Here is an 18,442-nt window from a genome sequence, read left to right as displayed (position 1 = left end):
CCGGAAAAGGGTCCGCGTCAGGAGGAGACGGCGTGCACGATGAGCGACGCGAGCTGTTCGTAGGCCTCCGCGTCGGTCAGCCCCGTCCGGGTCTTGAGCTCGCCCTGCTGGATCTGGCGCATGGTCGCGGCGGCGACCTCACCGACGAAGGCGGTGTTCACCTCGCGGAAGGCGCCGTCCGAGACGCCCTCGGCGATCAGCCGGCGCACCCGCTCCGCGGCCATCCGCGTGTTGGCCTCGTACACCTCGCGGGCGGGCGGGAAGTCCGCCACGTCGTCGAGGAACCGGCGCGAGAGCGGGCGCAGCTGTTCGGCCACGGCGGTCAGGTACGCGCGGACGCGGTCCGAGGGGTCGACGGTCTGCGCCACCCGCTTCTCGACCGCCTCGGTGGCCCCGCGAAAGTAGTGCTTGACCGCCTCCACGACCAGCCCCTGCTTGCTGCGGGCGAGCTGGTACAGGGTCGTCTTGGAGCAGCGCAGCCGCTCGGCGAGGTCGTCCAGGGTGAGGTCCGAGAACCCCTCCGCCGTCAGCAGCGCGACGAGACGTTCCAGCAGGTCGGCCTGTCTGGCGGTGCGGCGGGGGGACGGCATGATCCCAGCGTAGCCTCCCCGGTTACCGCCGGGTCGCCCAACGGGACGGCGCACGACCGGCGCCCGCCCGGCCCGCGGTCGCCGCCCGTTCGCCGCCCGTTCGTCAGTGGGCGGCGTCCAGCCGGGAGCGCTGGTCCGCGGTCAGCTCCAGGTCGACGGCGGCCAGGTTCTCCTCCAGTTGCGCCACCGAAGACGCCCCGGCCAGCGGCACGATCGGCGCCTCCCCGCCCAACTGCCAGGCCAGCACGACCTGGTTGACGCTCGCGCCGGTCTCGCGGGCGACCTCGCGCAGCACGGCGAGCCGGGCCGGGGTGCCCGGGTGGTCGTAGTCCGGCGGCAGGGGCTTGTCCCGCCGGGTGTAGGCGCCGGCGAGCAGCGGCGAGTAGGCGACCAGGGTGAGGCCGGGCTCGGCCCGCAGGTAGCCGAGGAGTTCGGGGCCGGCGTGCCCGAGGCTGCCGTCCGGGAAGAGTTCGCTGGGGACGTCGAACCGCGGGCGCAGATGACTGTGCTGGTACTGGAGCACCTCGTAACCGGGCACTCCCGCCGCGGCGGCGAGGGCGCGGGCCCGCTCCACCCGCCACATGGCCTGGTTGCTCACCCCGAGCAGGCCGGCCGTGCCCTCCGCGACGAGTTCCGCGAAGGCCTCGACGGTCTCGCGCTGCGGGACGGCGTGGTCGTCGATGTGGGCGTAGAGCAGGTCCAGCCGCTCGACGCCGAGCCTGTCCCGGCTGCGTTCGGCGGACTCGCGGACGACCTTCGCGGAAAGCCCCTCCGCGTTGTCGGTGTAGCTGGTGCCCGGCGCCAGCGGCCGGGCGCCCAGCTTGGTCGCGACGACGATCTCGTCGCCGACGCCCCGGCTGCGCCGCCACCGGCCGATCAGTTCCTCGCTCTGGCCGCCCTGGCCGCCGTCGACCCAGAAGGCGTAGTTGTCGGACGTGTCGACGAAGTTCCCGCCGGCCTCGACGTACCGGTCGAGGATCGCGAAGGACGTCTCCTCGTCCGTCACCGACCCGAAGAGCATCGCCCCGAGCGCGAGCACACTGACCTCGCGACGGGTGGCCGGGTCGGTGCCTATGGTGCGGTACCTCATGCTGGATCCTCCCGTTCGGCCGGTGTCCTCCGGCCCGAACGGGAGTCTTGCGCTTGAAGTGCGCTTCAGGGCAAGGGCTGTTTCCGGACCGCGAGACGGCCGATGGGAGCGGCAGGGCGCCCCGAACGCACCGAAGCCGCCTTCTCATCGAGAAAGCGGCTTCCGACCTGCCGTGAAGCTGGTCGGGACGACAGGATTTGAACCTGCGACCCCTTGACCCCCAGTCAAGTGCGCTACCAAGCTGCGCCACGTCCCGGTGCGCTTCGCACGGTGTTCGCCGTGTGATCGCGCGAACAGCACTTTACCCCACACCGGGCGGTGCGCCGTAGGGGGCCCGGGCGCGGGACAATCGCCGTATGGACCGTTTGGACAGCACAGGAGGCACGAGCGGCGGCCGGCCCGCCGGGCCCCGGGACCGGGACGGCGAGGGCCGGGCGCGCAACGCCCGGCCCCGGGACGGGCTCGGTCGGCCCCTGCCGTACGGCACGCCCGGTGTGGAGCGGCAGCCCGAGGGGGTCGTCCGCACCCCGGAGGCGACCGTCGTCGAGGCGCAGACCCTGCTGGACGCCGGGAAGCCGTTCCACGCGCACGAGGTCTTCGAGGACGCCTGGAAGTCGGGCCCCGAGTCGGAGCGCGCCCTGTGGCGCGGGCTCGCGCAGCTCGCGGTGGGCCTGACCCACGCCGCGCGGGGCAACCTCACCGGCGGGGCGCGGCTGCTGCGGCGCGGCGCCGGGGCGGTGCGGGAATGGGCGGCCGACGCGGGACAGGACCGGCCGTACGGGATGGATCTCGCCGCTCTGGCCCGCTGGGCGCGCGAGCTGGCGGACACCGTGGAGCGGACCGGCGCCTCCGTGGACGCGCGGGCCCGGGCGCCCCGGCTGCGCTGACCCGGCCCCGTCACTGTCGGTGGCGTACGGCAGACTCGGGGCGTGCGAAAGATTCATGTCATCGGTATCGGCGCGGGCGACCCCGACCAGCTGACCCTCCAGGCGGTCCGGGCGCTGCGCAGCACGGACGTGTTCTTCGTCCTGGACAAGGGCGAGGTGAAGAGCGACCTGACGCGGTTGCGTCACGACATGCTCGACACGCACCTGCCGGAGGGCGCCTACCGGGTGGTCGAGGCCCGCGATCCGGAGCGGGACCGCGGGGCCGGCGGCGCGGCCTACTCCCCCGCCGTCGGCGACTGGCGCAGCGCCCGCGCCGGGATCTACGAGCGCCTGATCACCGAGGAACTCGGCGAGGACCAGAGCGGCGCGTTCCTGGTCTGGGGCGACCCCGCGCTCTACGACAGCACGCTGGCCATCCTCCAGGAGGTGCTGGCCCGGGGCGCGGTGGCCTTCGAGTACGACGTGGTGCCCGGCATCAGCAGCGTCTCGGCGCTCGTCGCCCGGCACCGCACGGGTCTGAACCGGGTGGCGCGTCCGGTGCAGATCACCACGGGCCGGCGGCTCGCCGAGGGCTTCCCGGAGGGGGTGGACGACGTGGTGGTGATGCTGGACGCCCACCAGACCTTCCGGCAGTACGCCGATCAGGACGTCGACATCTACTGGGGCGCCTACATAGGCACCCCGGACGAGATCCTCGTCTCCGGTCCGATCGCCGAGGCCGGCCCCCGCATCGAGCGGCTGCGCGCCGAGGCGCGCGCCCGCAAGGGCTGGATCATGGACACCTACCTGCTGCGCCGCGACCCGGGCCGGGAGTAGCCTCCCCCGGGCGGCCCGGCCCCGCGTGCGCGGCGGGGGCGCCGGTGTGAACGTGACCTCGTGACCGTCACCGAGGAAGTCGCTCCGGCCGCAGCCCAGCCGCCCGTCCTTGACCCGCGTCGACGGAACATCGTCTTCGGGACGATCGTGCTGGGGATGCTGCTGGCGGCGCTGGACCAGACGATCGTCGGCACGGCGCTGCCGACGATCGTGTCGGACCTCGGCGGGGCCGCGCACATGTCGTGGGTGGTCACCGCGTACCTTCTCGCGGAGACCGTCGCGACCGTGCTGGTCGGCAAGTTCGGTGACCTGTTCGGCCGCAAGGTGGTCTTCCAGGTCTCGGCGATCGTGTTCATCACGGGATCGTTCCTGTGCGGCCTGGCGACCGACATGTCGCTGCTGATCGCCTGGCGGGCCATGCAGGGCGTCGGCGCGGGCGGCCTGATGGTGACGGCGATGGCGCTGATCGCCGACGTCATCCCGCTGCGCGAGCGGGGCAAGTACCAGGGCGCCATCGGGGCCGTGTTCGGCGTGGCCACCGTCATCGGACCGCTCCTCGGCGGGCTGTTCACCGACCATCTGTCCTGGCGGTGGGCGTTCTACGTCAACGTGCCGATCGCGATCGTCGTCGTCTTCGCGGCCGCCCGCACCATCCCGGTGGTGAAGTCGGCCGTCCGGCCGGTCATCGACTACCTGGGGATCGCGCTGGTCGCGGTCGGCGCGAGCGCGCTGATCCTGGCGACGAGCTGGGGCGGCAACGAGTACGCATGGGACTCGGGCGTCATCATCGGCCTGTTCGCGGGCGGTGCCGTCGCCCTCGCCCTGTTCTGCCGGGTCGAGACGCGAGCGCGGCAACCGATGCTTCCCATGCGGCTGTTCGGCAACCCGGTCTTCTCCGTCTGCTCGATCCTCAGTTTCGTCGTGGGCTTCGCGATGCTCGGCGCGCTGACCTATCTGCCGACCTACCTCCAGTACGTCGACGGCGACTCCGCCACGGTCTCGGGCGTGCGCACGCTGCCCATGGTGCTCGGTCTGCTCATCGCGTCGGTCTTCAGCGGCAACGTGGTCAGCAAGACCGGGCGGTACCGGCTGTTCCCGATCGTCGGCTCGGTGGTGATGGGCGCCGGCCTCTATCTGATGTCCCTCATGGGTCCCGGCACGGGGGCCTGGCTGGAATCGCTGTACATGTTCGTGCTCGGCACCGGCATCGGCCTGTCCATGCAGGTGCTGACGATCGCCGTGCAGAACACCGTCGAGTACGCCGACCTGGGCACCGCCACCTCCGGGGTCACCTTCTTCCGCACCCTCGGCAGTTCCTTCGGCACGGCCGTCTTCGGCACCCTGTACACCAACTCCCTCGCCCCGAACCTGAAGGAGGGCATCGGGGCGGCGACGTCGGCGGCGGCGGGCAGCGTCGACTCGGCGACCATCGCCGCGGCGGCGACCAGCCCGGAGGGCCTGCACCGGCTGCCCCCGGCCGTCGCCGACCCGATCGTGCACGCCTACGCGGACACCATCCAGACGGTGTTCCTGTGGACGGTGCCGGTCGCGGCCGTCGGCTTCGTCGTCGCCCTGTTCCTGAAGCAGGTCGAGCTGCGCGACAGCGCGCGGCTGAGCTCCACCGACATGGGAGAGGGGTTCGGCCAGCCGTCCGGCGCGGACTCGCGACGGGTGCTGGAGGCCTCCGTCGCGAAGATCATCGGTGGTACCGACGCGGACACCGCGCGCCGGATCGTCGAGGGCTCCGACACCCGTCTCGACGTGGCCGGGGCCTGGGCGGTGATGCAGGTCGAGCTGTTCACCCGGATGGTCGGCCACACGAGCCTCGGACTCGTCGCCGCCCGTCGGCAGCTGCCGCCGGAGGTGCTGCTGCCGGTGTTCGACCGCATGGTCGACGAGGGCTATCTGACCCGCCACGGGTCCCTGCTGTCCCACACGGCGGCAGGCACCCGCGAGGCCGGGGTGATCACCCGTGCGTGGGGCGAGTGGCTGGAGGAGCGGGTGGCCCGGGACATCGGCCGCCCGGCGGGCGGGGACCTGCGGGCGGCGGTGGACACCATCGCCAAGCGGCTCCTGGTCGAGGATCTCAACGAGGGTCTGGCCCGGCGCCGGCCCGCACCGGAGCCGGCGGCCGTCGCGGCGCCCTGAGGACCGGCTGCCCGGGCCGTACCGCTAGCGCAGCAGGAGCTGGAGGCCGCCCACCACGGTCGCCGCGATCACCAGCCGCTCGAAGAGCCGCTGGTCGATACGGGGCACGGCCCACCTGCCGAGCAGCGCGCCGGGGACGACGAACACGACGAGTGCCGCGTCCAGGAGGAGCGAGTCGGCGTCGATGAGTCCGAGGCCCGCGCTGAACGGGACCTTCGAGACGTTGACGATCAGGAAGAAGAACGCGGAGGTGCCGAGGAAGCCGAGTTTGCGGAAGCCGGCCGAGAGCAGGTACATCGACATCACCGGGCCGCCGGCGTTGGCGACCATGGTGGTGAAGCCGCCGAGGACCCCGTAGGAGCGGGCCTTGAGGCGGCCGGACCGGGTGACCACGGCGTCGGGTTCGTCGCCCGCGTCGGCCGTGCGGCGCCGCCGGACCGTGACACCCGCCATCAGCAACAGGATCGCGCCGATCGACGTGCGCACCAGCGCGTCGTCGGCCCGGATCAGGAACACCGTCCCGACGACCACGCCGGCCGCGACCGCCGGGAACAGCCGCCACAGCGTGGGCCAGTGGGCGTGCCGCCGGTAGGTGAGGACGGCGAGGACGTCGCCGGCGATCAGGATCGGCAGCAGGACGCCCGTGGAGGCACGGGCGGGCAGGATCGCCGCGAAGATCGCGAGGCTGACCGTGTTGGCCCCGCTGACGGCGGTCTTGGAGAAGCCGACGAGCAGGGCCGCGAGAGCCAGCGCCGCGAACTCCCAGCCGGTGATGTGCCACAGATTCATCGTGTTCATGCGGAGACCGATGCTACGCACGCCCACCGGACGGCCCGGATCCCGTCTCGCCTGGTGGTTGTTCCCGGCCGCCGGCGCCGGTGCCGTTCAGTGCCTCTCCACCAGTACCGCGCTGCCCTGTCCGACGCCCACGCACATCGTGGCCAGCCCGCGCTCCGCTCCCGTGCGGCGCATCCGGTGCAGGAGGGTGGTCAGGATGCGGGCGCCCGAGCAGCCCAGCGGGTGGCCGAGCGCGATCGCGCCGCCGCTGGGATTGACCAGGCCGGGGTCGATGCCGAGCTGGTCGACGCAGGCGAGCACCTGGGCGGCGAACGCCTCGTTGAACTCGGCCTCCTGGACGTCGTCGACGCTCCAGTCGGCCCGGGCCAGCGCCTTGCGGGTGGCCGGAACCGGTCCGATGCCCATCACGTCGGGGTGGACACCGGCGGAGGCGCCGGCGACGTAGCGGCCCAGCGACTCGAGACCCAGTTCGTTGAGCGCCTCCTCGCTGACCAGGAGGAGCCCGGCGGCGCCGTCGTTCATGGGTGAGGCGTTGCCGGCGGTGACCGTGCCGCCCTCGCGGAACACGGGCTTCAGCTTCGCGAGCTTCTCCGGTGAGGTGTCCTCGCGGATGCCCTCGTCGGCGTCGACGACCACGCCGTCCGGGCGCCGCACGGGCAGCAGTTCGTCGTCGAAGTGGCCGTCCTTGCGGGCCAGCGCCGCCCGTCGGTGGCTGCGCAGGGCGAACTCGTCCTGGCGTTCACGGGTGATGCCGTACCGGGTGGCGACCTCCTCGGCGGTCTCCCCCATGGCCAGCATCCCGTGCAGGTCCTCCATGGCGGGGTTGACCAGGCGCCAGCCGAGCCGGGTGTCGACGGTCTCGACGCGGTGCGGGAGGGCCTCGTCGGGGCGGGCCAGTACGAAGGGGGCGCGGCTCATCGACTCGGAGCCGCCGGCCAGCACGATGTCGGCCTCGCCCGCGGCGATCGTGCGGGCCGCGGTCGTCACGGCCTCGAGCCCGGAGGCGCACAGCCGGTTCACGGTGGCGCCGGGCACGGTCGCGGGCAGGCCGGCCAGCAGCGCGGCCATCCGGGCGACGTTGCGGTTGTCCTCGCCCGCCTGGTTGGCGGCGCCCCAGTAGACGTCGTCGATACGGGCCGGGTCGAGCGCGGGCACCTCGGCGACCAGGCCTCGGATGACGGTCGCGGCGAGATCGTCGGGCCGTACGGAGGACAGGGCCCCGCGCAGTCTGCCGACGGGGGTGCGGCGGGCGGCCGCGAAGTGGACGGGACGCACGTCAGGACTCCTTGATTAGCACTGCTAGTTTTCGACTATAGTCCCCGGTCCGATCCCCTGGGAAGATGCCCGGACGCCTTCGCCGACGCAGCAGGAGGAGCGATGACCGAACACGTCCTGAGCGGGACCCGCGGCGCGATCGCCGTACACGGGTGGTCCCCTCCGCGGCCCCGCTGCCTCGCTCTGGTGGTGCACGGCTACGGCGAGCACGCAGGCCGCTACGGGGAACTCGCCGACGTCCTCACCGGGCACGGCGCCGCCGTCTTCGCCCCCGACCACATGGGGCACGGCAGGTCGGCGGGCGAACGCGTGGCGATCGAGGACTTCGAGGACGTGGTCACCGATCTGCACGCCGTGGCGCGACTCGCCCGGGCCGCACACCCGCGCCTGCCCCTGGTCGTCATCGGACACTCCATGGGCGGCCTGATCGCGGCCCGGTACGCCCAGCGGTACGGGGACACGCTCGCCGCGCTCGTGCTGTCGGGGCCGGTGATCGGCGGCTGGGAGCTGCCCGGACGGCTGCTGGCGCACGAGGAGATCCCCGCCGTCCCCGTCTCGCCGGCCGCCCTCTCCCGCGACCCGGCGGTGGGCGCGGCCTACGCGGCGGACGAACTGGTCTGGCACGGGCCGATGAAGCGGCCGACGCTGGAGGCGTTCGTACGGACCCTGGAGACCGTGACCGAGGGCGGCGACATCGGCACGCTGCCTCTGCTGTGGCTGCACGGGGACGACGACCGGCTGGTTCCGCTGCCCGGCAGCCGGACCGGCGTCGAGCGGCTGAGCGGCGGCGCGGCGACCGAGCGGATCTACCCGGGAGCCCGGCACGAGGTGTTCCACGAGACGAACCGCGGCGAGGTGTTCGCGGACGTGACGCGCTTCCTGGACAGTGTGCTCACCGCCTGAGACGGAAGGCGGATGCGGCTGTTTGCGGTGGTGTGACCGGGGCACCCGCGCCTGCATGGAGTGGTTGCGCAGTGCCGCCTGTGTGGGCGAGGACCCCGAGCTGTTCTTCCCCGTGGGCACGAGCGGACCCGCCCTGCGTGACGTCGCGGCGGCCAAACGCGTCTGCGCCCGCTGCACGGTGCGTGCCGAGTGTCTCTCCTACGCGTTCGCGATCGGACAGACCTCGGGCGTGTGGGGCGGGACCGGCGAGGAGGAACGCGCGGAACTGCTCCGTACCGCCAGACACGACGCGACGACAAGGAGCACCGCATGACTGTCGTGAAGAGCCCTCTGCCCGAACCGGCCCGCCAGGTCACCTTCGACGCGTTGCAGACCACCCTCGTGGACCTTCTCGGCCTGTCCCTGATCGGGAAGCAGGCGCACTGGAACATCGTGGGACCCCGGTTCCGCTCGATCCACCTGCAGCTCGACGAGGTGGTCTCGACGGCCCGTTCGTACGCCGACACGGTCGCGGAGCGCGCGGCGGCGCTGGGACTGCCGCCCGACGGCCGCCCGGAGACGATCGCCTCGGCGTTCACCCTGCCCTCGCCGAAGGACGGCTGGGTGCGCGACGAGGACGTCGTCCAGGTGATCGCGGAGACGCTGGGAGCGGCCATCACGCGGCTGCGGGAGCGGATCACGGCGACCGAGGAGGCGGACCCGGTCACCCAGGACCTGCTGATCGGCATCACCGCCGAGCTGGAGAAGCAGCGGTGGATGTTCGAGGCGGAGAACTGGCCGCGCGAACAGTGATCCACGGAAGGAGCGAGGGAACGTCATGACCGACGCACTCGAACTCGACGCGCTGTGGGAGGACTTCCACCGCGTGGTGAACATGACCTCGCAGGAGCTGGCCGCCTGGCTGCGGGTACGCGACGCCGACGAGAACGCCGAGCCGCTGCCCGAGGAGGCGGGGACCCCCACCGGGCAGCATGTGCTGGCGATCCTGCAGAAGCGGCGCACCGACCTGACCGACGACGACGTCCGGGTGATGTACAGGGTCGTGGACACCGTCGACGCGCAGGCGGACCCGGAGAACGAACCCGGCGCCGGGGACACCCGCGGACGCCACCGTCTGATGACGATCGGCCACGATCCGCTCAAGCCCTGAGCCCTGCGCGGGCCGCCGCGCCTCAGCCGGTGAGCCGGGAGAGCGCCGCCGACACCAGGGTGCGCACTCCCGGCACCAGCACGGACAGGTCCGGCGCGAACAGCGGACTGTGGTTTCCCGGCACGCCCGCGACCTTCTCCCGCACGTCCTCCCCCGGCGCAGCCTCCCACAGGGGCGCCGGGGTCGAGGTCACGTACCAGTAGTCGTACGGCACGCCCGCCGGGGCGAGCAGGGAGAAGTCCTCGCTGCCCAGCGCCTGCCCGAAGTCGAACACCGTGTCCGCGCCGAAGAGTTCACGGTGCGCCGCGGCGATCTCCGCGTCCAGGGCGGCGTCGTTGACCGTGTTGGGACAGCCGGAGCGGACCGTGACCCCGGGCGGGACCGGGCAGCCCGCGGCGGCGCACTCCCCCTCGACCACCCGCCGGATCACGGCGAGGACCCGCTCGCGCACCCGGGTGTCCCGGGTGCGCACGTTCAGTCCGAGCAGCGCCTCGGCGGGGATGATGTTGGAACTCGTGCCGGCGTGGAAACTCCCCACCGTCACCACGACCGACTCGCCGGCGGCCACCTCGCGCGCGACCACGGTCTGGAGCCTGGTCACGACGTACGCGGCCGTGACCACCGGGTCGACCGTCGACTCGGGCCGCGAACCATGGCCGCCGACCCCGTGCACGACGACGTCGATGTCGTCCGAGGCCGACAGCGTCAGGCCGGGCGTGTGCGGATAGGACCCGGCGAGCCCCGGCGCCACATGCTGGCCGAAGAGCACGTCCGGGCGTGGGAAACGGGCGTGGATCCCGTCCGCGACCATCGCCGCCGCACCGCCCCCGGCCTCCTCCGCGGGCTGCCCGACCACCACCAGCGTCCCGGACCAGACCTCGCGGGCGGCGGCGAGCGCCTCGGCGGCCGCCGCCAGCCAGGTGACGTGCAGGTCGTGGCCGCAGGCGTGCATCAGCCCGTCGACGGTCGAGGCGTACGGCAACCCGGTCGCCTCCCGCACGGGCAGCGCGTCCATGTCCCCCCGCAGCCACACCACCGGCCCGTCGCCGTTCGCGAGCACCGCGACGACGCCGGTGCGGGCCACCCCCTCCGTCACCTCGAACCCCGCCGCGCGCAGCCGCAGGGCCAGCTTCGCGGCGGTGCGGTGTTCCTGGAAGGACAGCTCGGGGTGGCGGTGCAGGTCCTGGTAGAAATCCGCCAGCCGGCCGGGTTCGAGTCCCGACGTGATCTCACGGGCCAGGCGGGCGACGACGGCCGGTTCGCTCATACCGTGCAGCCTAGGAGAGCGGTGCCGCCGACCGCAGCCGACGGGCGCGATCGGTCGAGCGGTCGAGGAGCCCCAAATGCCGACGGCACGGGCACGTGCACGTGCGGCCCGGCCGGTGGCCCGGGACCGTCCGGCGATCAGAGGTCGAGCAGGCGTGTGACGGTGCGCAGCACACCGTTGTCGTTGTTGGAGGGCGCGAGGTGGCGGGCCCGGCGGACAACCTCCGGGTGGGCGTTGGCCATGGCGAACGACCAGTCGGCGGCGTCCAGCATCTCCAGGTCGTTGAGGTAGTCGCCGAACACCATGGTCTGCGCGGGCGTGATGCCCAGCTCCCGCTGGAGGGCGCGCAGCGCGGCACCCTTGTTCGCGGTGCGGTTCATGACGTCGACCCAGTGCTCGCCGGAGACGACGACCTGGTGGGTCCGCGCGAACGGGGCGAGGGCCGGGGCGGTGGTCCGCTCGGCGGACCCGAAGTCGAAGAGGGCGACCTTGATGATGTCGTCGTCGACGGCGGTGACGTCCTCGACGACCCGGTGGCGCACGTAGTAGCGGCCCACCTCGGCCAGGAACGCCTCGTCGGCCCGCTCGACGTACGCGGACCGCTTCCCGCAGACGACGGCGCCCACGTCGGCGCCGTCGGCCGTGAGGCCCCGTACGGTCTCCCTCACTCGCGCGACCACTCCCGGCGCCAGCGGATCGGAGCTCAGTTCCTCGCCGTCGCGCACCACATAGGTGCCGTTCTCCGCTATGAACACCATCCCCTCGGCGACCTCGGCGAACTCCGCGGCCAGGGTGGCGTACTGGCGTCCGCTCGCCGGGGTGAACAGCACCCCGCGCTCCCGCAGCCGGGCCAGCGTCTCCCACAGCCCCTCGGGCACCTTCTTGTCGTCGTCGAGCAGCGTGCCGTCCATGTCGGTGACGACCAGCCGGATGTCGACGGGACCCGCCGGGGACGCGGTCGGGCGGGGGGCGTGCGAGTAGGGCATGGCCTGCTTCCTGTACGGGATCACCGGATTTTCACCCTACCGGGGACAACGGTGATCATCCGGCGGCACAATGGCGGACGCAGGCCCGTGACACGGGCAGGACGTGAGAAGGGGCGGTCGGGTGAGCGGGTCGGCACGGCTGGACACCAGCGTCGCGCACAACGCGCGGGTGTGGAACTACTGGATCGGCGGCAAGGACAACTACGAGGTCGACCAGCGGGTGGGCGAGCACGTCGCCGGGATGTTCCCGCTGATCCGGGAGATCGCGCGGGCGGACCGCTGGTTCCTGGGCCAGACGGTGCGGTTCCTCGCCGAGGAGCGGGGGGTACGGCAGTTCCTCGACGTCGGCACCGGACTGCCGACGGCCGACAACACCCACGAGATCGCGCAGCGCGTGGCGCCCGGGTCGCGGATCGTGTACGTCGACAACGACCCCATCGTGCTGGCGCACGCCCGGACGCTGCTGACCGGCACCGCCGAGGGCGTCACCGACTACATCGACGCCGATGTGCACGACCCGGCCCAGATCCTCGAACGCGCGGCGGGCACCCTGGACTTCACCCGCCCGGTCGCGGTGATGATGCTGGGCATCCTGAACTTCGTCCTGGACTTCGAGGCGGCCCGGGACATCGTCCGCAAGGTCATGGCCGACGTCCCCTCCGGCAGCTACCTCGTGCTGACGCACCCGACCCACGACAGCGAGGTGGGCGGCGAGGGCCAGATCCCGGCGATGAAGTTCTGGAACGAGAACGCCACCCCGCCGATCACCGCCCGCGGCGGCGCCGAGATCGCCGCCTTCTTCGAGGGCCTGGAGCTGCTGGAGCCCGGCCTCGTGTCCTGCTCGCGCTGGCGCGGCGAGGCCGACTCCCTCGCGGTGGTGCCGCAGTACGGCGCGGTGGCCGTGAAACCCTGACGCACGTACGGCACGCGACGGACGTACCGACCGTGGAGGACGTATGACCACCCTTGCCGATCCCGTCCCCGGCGGGCGCCCCGGAGAGGTCGAGCGTGCCGACGCGCTCGGCGGCGAACTGGCGGCGAGAGGCGTCCACGGGATCGTCCTGGCCTATGTCGACACGGCGGGCATCGGCCGGGTGAAGACGATCCCCACGGCCGGGCTGGCCTCGGCGGCGGCCTGGGGCGTCGGGATGTCGCCGGTGTTCGACACCTTCCTGGCGAACGACCACATCGTCGCGACCGACGTGCTGGGCTCCCCCGACGGCGATCTGCGTCTGTACCCGGACCTCGACCGGCTGGTGGCCCTCGCCGCGCAGCCCGGCTGGGCCTGGGCGCCGGTCGACCGCGTCACCCAGGACGGGGAGCGGCACCCCGGCTGCTCCCGCACCTTCCTGCGCCGCGTCGTCGCGGACGCGGCCCGCGGACACGGTCTCGCCTTCAAGGCGGGCATCGAGATCGAGTGGTCGGTAGGCCTCGACTCGGCGCCCGAGGGGGAGTTCGTCCCGGCGGCCACGGGACCGGCGTACGGCGCGACCCGGCAGGTCGAGCTGAGCGAGTACACCGCCGAACTGCTGGCCGCGTGCGCGGCGCAGGGCGTGGACGTCGACCAGCTCCACCCGGAGTACGCGCCCGGCCAGTTCGAGATCTCCGTGGGCGCGCTCGACCCGGTGGCGGCGGCCGACCGCAGCGTCCTCGTCCGCCAGACGATCCGCGCGCTGGCCCGGCGCCACGGCCTGCGGGTGTCCTTCTCCCCCGCCGTCGTGGCGGAAGGGGTCGGCAACGGCGGGCACATCCATCTCTCCGCCTGGCGCGACGGCACGAACCTGCACGCGGGCGGGGCGCGGCGGCACGGCATGACGGCCGAGGCGGAGGCGTTCACGGCCGGAGTGCTGGCCCGGCTTCCGGCCCTCACGGCGGTGACCGCGCCCAGCCCGGCGAGCCGTCTGCGCCTCAAGCCGTCGCAGTGGGCCGGGGTGTTCACCGCCTGGGGCCTGGAGACCCGCGAGTGCGCGCTGCGTCTGGTGCGCGGCACGGCGGGGCGGCGCGCGGAGCAGGCGAATCTTGAGGTCAAGCCGGTCGATCTGGCCGCCAACCCGTACCTCGCCCTCGGCTGTGTGATCGCCGCCGGGCTGGCCGGGCTCGCGACCGGCGCCGTCCTGCCCGAGGAGACGGAAGGGGATCCGGCCCGGCTCGGCGCCGTGGAGGCCGCCGCCCGGGGCGTGCGCCGGCTGCCGGCCTCGCTCGCCGGGTCCCTCGCCGAGTTCCGCCGGGACGAGGTGCTGCGGACCGCGCTCGGCCCGGTCCTCGCCGACGCGGTGAGCGCCGTACGGCAGGGCGAGATCGACGCCGTCGACGGGCTCGACGACGAGCGGGTGGCCGCGGCCTACCGCTGGAAGTACTGACATGACCGGCGGACCGGTCCACGAGGCCCTCGCCGAGCTGGACCTGGTGGACCATCACTGCCACGGTGTCGTCCTCGACCCGCTGGACCGGCCGGCCTTCGAGGCGCTGCTCACCGAGGGCGACCGATGGCCCGGCGTCTCGCCCTTCGACACTCCCGCCGGGGTGGCCGTACGCCGCCACTGCGCGCCGCTGCTCGATCTGGAGCGGCACGCCCCGGCCGACGTCTACCTGGCCCGGCGGGCCGAGCTGGGCCCGCGGGAGGTGAACCGGCGGTTCCTCACCGCCGCCCGGACCGGCGTGTTCTGTGTCGACACCGGGTTCGCCCCGCACCGCGTCACGACGCCCGCCGAGCTGGCCGGGGCTGCCGGTGCCCGCCGACCGGCGGTCGCCCACGAGGTCGTCCGGCTGGAGGCCGTCGCGGAGGACGTGGCCGCGCGGGGCGTCGAGCCCGACGGGTACGCCGACGCGTTCCGGGCCGCCGCCCTGGACGCGGTACGGCGGCCGGGGGTGGTGGCGGTCAAGTCGGTGGCCGCCTACCGGACCGGCTTCGACCTCGACCCGGCCCGGCCCACGGACGCCGAGGTCACCCGGGCCGCACGGCGCTGGAGGGCGGACGGCGGACGGCTGGCGGACCCGGTGCTGGTCCGGCACCTGCTGTGGACGGCCGTCGACCTGGGGCTCCCCCTGCAACTGCACACCGGCTTCGGCGACAACGACATCCGGCTGCACCGGGTGGACCCGAGCCGTCTCACGGACTGGCTGCACCTGACGGCGGGCACGATCCCGGTGATGCTCCTGCACTGCTGGCCCTACCAGCGCCAAGCCGCCTATCTGGCCGCGGTGTTCGAGCAGGTCTACCTGGACGTGGGGCTCACGCTGCATCATGTGGGTCCCCCACGAGCGCGGGCGGTGCTGGAGGAGGCGTTGGAGATCACACCGTTCCGCAAACTGCTCTACAGCTCGGACGCCTATGGTGTGGCGGAGTTCTACGGGCTCGGCGCGCTGGCGTTCCGCAGGGGACTGGGAGATCTGCTCCAGGACCGGGTGGACGCCGACGAACTGAGCCTGCCCGACGCGCTGCGCCTGGCACGCTGGGCCGGAGCGGACAATGCCCGCCGGGTCTACCGGCTTCCCGACGGACACTGAAAGTATGATCAAGCAATGTCTGACTTGACCGAAACCACGCCGGGTTGGCTGAGCTCCGACGAGCTCGAGATGGCGCGCGCCCGTATGCCGATCCTGTACGTCGAGGCCGTGCCCGTGCGCGTCGACGACAGCGGCGAAGTCACCAGCGTCGGCCTGCTGCTGCGGATGGGACCGGACGGCAATGTCAGCCGCACGCTGGTCTCCGGCCGGGTTCTGCACCACGAGCGCGTCCGGGACGCCCTGTTGCGCCACCTGGAGAAGGACCTGGGCCCGGTGGCGCTGCCCCGGGTGCCCACCTCGCTCCAGCCGTTCACGGTGGCGGAGTACTTCCCCACGCAGGGCGTCACCCCGTACCACGACCCCCGTCAGCACGCGGTGTCGCTGGCCTACATCGTGCCGGTGACCGGCGACTGCCGTCCTCGCCAGGACGCACTCGACCTGGTGTGGTTCAGCCCGCAGGAGGCCGCCTCGCTCGCGGTGCAGAGCGAGATGCCGGGCGGGCACGGGTTCCTGCTGCGGCAGGCGCTGGCCCACGTCGGCCTCTCGGCCTCCTGAGCGTGACACCCGCGCCGTCCGGCCGTCGCGCCCTGGTGGGCGCCGCGCGCAGTCGTCCCTGCACGCTGGTGGTGTGCAGGGGCTGCTGCTGCGGCGACGCCGGCAAAAACCCCGGCTACGACCACGGCTGGCAGCTGGAGCGGCTGCGGGCGGCCGCCGCCGACTCGGCCGGCGCCTTCGAGGTCCGTACGACGGACTGCCTCGGCCCCTGCGACCGGGCCAACGTCATCGTGGTCCAGCCCTCGGCCGACGGGCGCCGGGCCGGCGGCCGGGCCACCTGGGTGGGCTTCGCCATGGACGACGACTGCACGGACGAGATCCTGAGCTGGGCGGCGGCGGGCGGCCCGGGCATCGCGGCGCCGCCGGTCACGCTGGAACTGCAGTTCATCAGCCCGCCTCGGGAGCAGCGGGTACGCGGCCGACGTTGACCCCGCCGCGGGTCGGCCGGCGCTCCCACCGGGCCGGACGAGGGCGGGGCGGCCCGCTCGTCGGTGTCATGGCCCTGGGCACGATCGTGTCCGGGGCGACCGGGCCGATCCGCCAGGTCCTCGAGGCCGCCGCCCCGGGCAGCGCGCCGTACCGGTCCTTCTCGCTCCCGCCCGGCCGGAGGGGGCAGAGCAGCTGCGGGGCTGCGCCGGCTGCGGGCTCGCCGTCTCGGTGAGCGGATCGGCCGGCCCGGCGCGGGAAACGACGAAGGCCGCTTCCACACTTTCGTGGAAACGACCTTCCGACCTGCGATGAAGCCGGTCGGGACGACAGGATTTGAACCTGCGACCCCTTGACCCCCAGTCAAGTGCGCTACCAAGCTGCGCCACGTCCCGTTGCCTGCCTGACCTGGGGTTTCCCCTGGCCGAACACGCATGGAAACCATACCGCACTCGGGTCGATGGTCGCGCACCCGTTTCCCGTGCCCCGACCGCCCGGAGCCGTCAGACCCCCGGGCCGGCGCCCAGTTCCGGGTACGCCTCGAGCAGCCGCGTCGGGGCCGCCTGCCGCCAGGAGTCGGCGAGGATGTCGCGCAGCTCGTCCTCGTCCTCCAGGGCGGCGAGGCGGGCCCGCACCCAGGCGAACTGGGCTTCGTGGTCGGCGATCCAGAACTTCCCGGGCTCGGCGAGCACCAGTTCGTCGCGCTCCTCCTTGGGACAGCGCACGGCGAGGGAGGTCTCCTCCTCGGGCAGTGTGGCGAACATCTTCCCCGCGACCCGGAAAGTGGGCATGCTCCACGAGATCTTCTCCGTGGTGTCCGGCAGGGACAGGGCGATACGGCGTACGTCTTCGGCGTCCGGCATGCTGCGCACCGTAGCCGCTGCCACTGACAGTCACCCGGCGGCGATGTGTCTGTAGTACAGGGTGGTCGGGCGCAGGGTCCCGGCCGGGTCGGCCGCGTAGTCCGGGATCACCCCGGCCCTGGTCCACCCGGCGGTGCAGTACAGGTGCTCGGCGGGGCTGTCGGTCTCGGTGTCCAGGTGCAGCAGGGTGATGCCGGCCGCCGCCGCGCTCTCCTCGGCGGCGGTCAGGAGGGTGCGGCCGAGGCCCTTCCCGCGGGCGTCCCGGTGCACGATCAGCTTGACGAGCTCGGCGCGATGGCGGCTGTTGGGCTTGTCGGGAAAGGCCAGACCGACGGTGCCGACGAGACGGTCCCCGTCCGCCGCCGTCCAGACCGCGAGCCGCCCGGCGGCCACGCCCTCCGCGCGCTCCCTCCACCAGGCCTCGGCCGCCGCCCGGGCCAGCGGGGCGAGGAAGCCGAGCGAGGCGCCGTCGTCCACCGCGTCGATCAGCAGGTCGGCCAACTCCCCCGCGCGGGCCCGCAGCAGGGGGGCGTCGAGTCGGGTGACGGTCATGGCAGCACCACCGCCAGCACGTACCGCACGCCCTCCTCGCCCGCGCACCGGAACCGGGTCGGCCCCCACACCCGCAGGCGCAGACAGTCCCCGGGACCAAGGTGGTGTGCGGTGTTCTCGGCCGTCACCTCGAGGGCGCCCTCCAGCACCCAGATGTGCTGTTCCAGGCCCGCCACGGGCGGCAGGTCGTAGGCGATGTCGGCGCCCACGGCGAGCCGCCCCTCGACCAGTTCGCCGCGCAGCGCGGGGTGCGGCGGCGAAACGGAGCGCCGGACGAACCCGGAGGCCCGGTCCTCCCAGACGGACTGCTCGGCGGCGCGCACCAGCGGCGCGGGCTCCGCCTCCACCTCGCTGAGCAGCCGGGACATGGTCCGCCCGTAGACATGGCACAGCCGGTTGAGCAGCGCGGCGGTCGGACTGGTCTCGGCCCGTTCGGCCCGCGACAACGTGGACCGGCTCACCCCGCTGCGTTCCGCCAACTCCCCCAGCGACCAACCGCGTTCGGCCCGCAAGGCGGCCAGCCGCCCGGCGATCCGCACGTCGACGGGGTCCGGCGACCCGGCCGCCTCCGCTCCGTTCGTCCCGTGTCTCACATCCGGCTCGTGTCTCATATCAGGGACGATATCCCG

Annotated in this window: 21 protein-coding genes and 2 tRNA genes; 12 read left to right on the top strand and 11 right to left on the bottom strand. The window is 73.1% G+C overall.

Annotated features, from left to right (window positions below; translation table 11 throughout):
- Positions 1-17 precede the first annotated feature (17 nt).
- The 3 genes from QF030_RS34385 to QF030_RS34375 all read right to left on the bottom strand — a co-directional run bounded on the left by QF030_RS34385 (position 18) and on the right by QF030_RS34375 (position 1,936).
- Positions 18-590 (bottom strand): TetR/AcrR family transcriptional regulator, encoded by a 573-nt coding sequence (locus QF030_RS34385; RefSeq protein WP_307166452.1) that lies wholly within the window; start codon positions 588-590, stop codon positions 18-20.
- 103 nt (positions 591-693) lie between these two features.
- On the bottom strand, positions 694-1,680 hold the full coding sequence (locus QF030_RS34380; RefSeq protein ID WP_307166451.1) for an aldo/keto reductase: 987 nt from the start codon (positions 1,678-1,680) through the stop codon (positions 694-696).
- A 179-nt stretch (positions 1,681-1,859) separates the two neighbouring features.
- Positions 1,860-1,936 (bottom strand) — tRNA-Pro (locus QF030_RS34375).
- Positions 1,937-2,036: 100 nt separating this feature from the next.
- Between QF030_RS34375 and QF030_RS34370 the strand changes: the two genes are divergently transcribed.
- The 3 genes from QF030_RS34370 to QF030_RS34360 are packed head-to-tail and all read left to right on the top strand — an operon-like array spanning position 2,037 to position 5,531.
- The gene (locus QF030_RS34370) at positions 2,037-2,567 is read left to right on the top strand and encodes a DUF309 domain-containing protein (RefSeq protein WP_307166450.1); all 531 of its coding nucleotides are present in this window, start codon (positions 2,037-2,039) and stop codon (positions 2,565-2,567) included.
- Between the two features lie 42 nt (positions 2,568-2,609).
- Positions 2,610-3,383 carry a precorrin-6A synthase (deacetylating) gene (cobF, locus tag QF030_RS34365; RefSeq protein ID WP_307166449.1) on the top strand — a complete coding sequence of 258 codons (774 nt, stop codon included), beginning with the start codon at positions 2,610-2,612 and terminating at the stop codon, positions 3,381-3,383.
- A 60-nt stretch (positions 3,384-3,443) separates the two neighbouring features.
- On the top strand, positions 3,444-5,531 hold the full coding sequence (locus QF030_RS34360; RefSeq protein WP_307166448.1) for an MDR family MFS transporter: 2,088 nt from the start codon (positions 3,444-3,446) through the stop codon (positions 5,529-5,531).
- 24 nt (positions 5,532-5,555) lie between these two features.
- On the opposite strand, the gene QF030_RS34355 is transcribed toward QF030_RS34360, so the two are convergent.
- On the bottom strand, positions 5,556-6,329 hold the full coding sequence (locus QF030_RS34355; RefSeq protein ID WP_307166447.1) for a sulfite exporter TauE/SafE family protein: 774 nt from the start codon (positions 6,327-6,329) through the stop codon (positions 5,556-5,558).
- 87 nt (positions 6,330-6,416) lie between these two features.
- Positions 6,417-7,604 (bottom strand): thiolase family protein, encoded by a 1,188-nt coding sequence (locus QF030_RS34350; RefSeq protein WP_307166446.1) that lies wholly within the window; start codon positions 7,602-7,604, stop codon positions 6,417-6,419.
- Positions 7,605-7,706: 102 nt separating this feature from the next.
- Here QF030_RS34350 and QF030_RS34345 point away from each other — a divergent pair, with 102 nt between their 5' ends.
- The 4 genes from QF030_RS34345 to QF030_RS34330 are packed head-to-tail and all read left to right on the top strand — an operon-like array spanning position 7,707 to position 9,657.
- Entirely contained in the window at positions 7,707-8,507 is an 801-nt protein-coding gene (locus QF030_RS34345; protein WP_307166445.1) for an alpha/beta hydrolase, read from the top strand.
- Positions 8,508-8,562: 55 nt separating this feature from the next.
- Positions 8,563-8,820: a WhiB family transcriptional regulator gene (locus tag QF030_RS34340; protein WP_307166444.1), complete on the top strand. Its 258-nt coding sequence runs from the start codon at positions 8,563-8,565 to the stop codon at positions 8,818-8,820.
- A complete protein-coding gene (locus QF030_RS34335) occupies positions 8,817-9,299 on the top strand; it encodes a Dps family protein (protein ID WP_307166443.1) in 483 nt (160 codons plus the stop codon). Before QF030_RS34340 ends, QF030_RS34335 begins: the two co-directional genes overlap by 4 nt.
- A gap of 25 nt (positions 9,300-9,324) precedes the next feature.
- Positions 9,325-9,657, top strand: coding sequence for a DUF3140 domain-containing protein (locus QF030_RS34330; protein WP_307166442.1), 333 nt, complete (start codon positions 9,325-9,327; stop codon positions 9,655-9,657).
- 22 nt (positions 9,658-9,679) lie between these two features.
- Here the strand turns inward: QF030_RS34330 and QF030_RS34325 are convergent, their stop codons facing one another.
- Together QF030_RS34325 and QF030_RS34320 are read right to left on the bottom strand one after the other, a co-directional pair.
- Complete coding sequence (locus tag QF030_RS34325; RefSeq protein WP_307166441.1) at positions 9,680-10,924, bottom strand: amidohydrolase; 1,245 nt, start codon at positions 10,922-10,924, stop codon at positions 9,680-9,682.
- A 137-nt stretch (positions 10,925-11,061) separates the two neighbouring features.
- Complete coding sequence (locus QF030_RS34320; RefSeq protein WP_307167792.1) at positions 11,062-11,910, bottom strand: Cof-type HAD-IIB family hydrolase; 849 nt, start codon at positions 11,908-11,910, stop codon at positions 11,062-11,064.
- 121 nt (positions 11,911-12,031) lie between these two features.
- Here QF030_RS34320 and QF030_RS34315 point away from each other — a divergent pair, with 121 nt between their 5' ends.
- From QF030_RS34315 to QF030_RS34295, 5 genes are read left to right on the top strand one after another with little or no spacing between them, the layout of a single operon-like run.
- On the top strand, positions 12,032-12,823 hold the full coding sequence (locus tag QF030_RS34315) for an SAM-dependent methyltransferase (RefSeq protein WP_307166440.1): 792 nt from the start codon (positions 12,032-12,034) through the stop codon (positions 12,821-12,823).
- Between the two features lie 43 nt (positions 12,824-12,866).
- Positions 12,867-14,270: a glutamine synthetase family protein gene (locus tag QF030_RS34310; protein WP_307166439.1), complete on the top strand. Its 1,404-nt coding sequence runs from the start codon at positions 12,867-12,869 to the stop codon at positions 14,268-14,270.
- Position 14,271: 1 nt separating this feature from the next.
- Entirely contained in the window at positions 14,272-15,417 is a 1,146-nt protein-coding gene (locus QF030_RS34305) for an amidohydrolase family protein (protein ID WP_307166438.1), read from the top strand.
- Positions 15,418-15,432: 15 nt separating this feature from the next.
- Positions 15,433-15,972, top strand: coding sequence for an NUDIX hydrolase family protein (locus QF030_RS34300; protein WP_107085148.1), 540 nt, complete (start codon positions 15,433-15,435; stop codon positions 15,970-15,972).
- Positions 15,969-16,400, top strand: a complete 432-nt coding sequence (locus QF030_RS34295) for a (2Fe-2S) ferredoxin domain-containing protein (protein WP_373428935.1) — start codon at positions 15,969-15,971, stop codon at positions 16,398-16,400. Before QF030_RS34300 ends, QF030_RS34295 begins: the two co-directional genes overlap by 4 nt.
- 319 nt (positions 16,401-16,719) lie before the next feature.
- Here the strand turns inward: QF030_RS34295 and QF030_RS34290 are convergent.
- The 4 genes from QF030_RS34290 to QF030_RS34275 all read right to left on the bottom strand — a co-directional run bounded on the left by QF030_RS34290 (position 16,720) and on the right by QF030_RS34275 (position 18,424).
- Positions 16,720-16,793: transfer RNA gene (locus tag QF030_RS34290), tRNA-Pro, on the bottom strand.
- A gap of 108 nt (positions 16,794-16,901) precedes the next feature.
- The gene (locus tag QF030_RS34285) at positions 16,902-17,261 is read right to left on the bottom strand and encodes an MmcQ/YjbR family DNA-binding protein (RefSeq protein ID WP_307166436.1); all 360 of its coding nucleotides are present in this window, start codon (positions 17,259-17,261) and stop codon (positions 16,902-16,904) included.
- A 30-nt stretch (positions 17,262-17,291) separates the two neighbouring features.
- Positions 17,292-17,813, bottom strand: coding sequence for a GNAT family N-acetyltransferase (locus tag QF030_RS34280; RefSeq protein WP_307166435.1), 522 nt, complete (start codon positions 17,811-17,813; stop codon positions 17,292-17,294).
- Positions 17,810-18,424 carry a helix-turn-helix domain-containing protein gene (locus QF030_RS34275; RefSeq protein ID WP_307166434.1) on the bottom strand — a complete coding sequence of 205 codons (615 nt, stop codon included), beginning with the start codon at positions 18,422-18,424 and terminating at the stop codon, positions 17,810-17,812. Before QF030_RS34275 ends, QF030_RS34280 begins: the two co-directional genes overlap by 4 nt.
- Between the last annotated feature and the right edge of the window lie 18 nt (positions 18,425-18,442).

The sequence above is a fragment of the Streptomyces rishiriensis genome (assembly GCF_030815485.1).
Taxonomy (GTDB): domain Bacteria; phylum Actinomycetota; class Actinomycetes; order Streptomycetales; family Streptomycetaceae; genus Streptomyces; species Streptomyces rishiriensis_A.
Note: the sequence above shows the minus strand (reverse complement) of the source record. Positions and strands in the feature narration are given on the sequence as shown.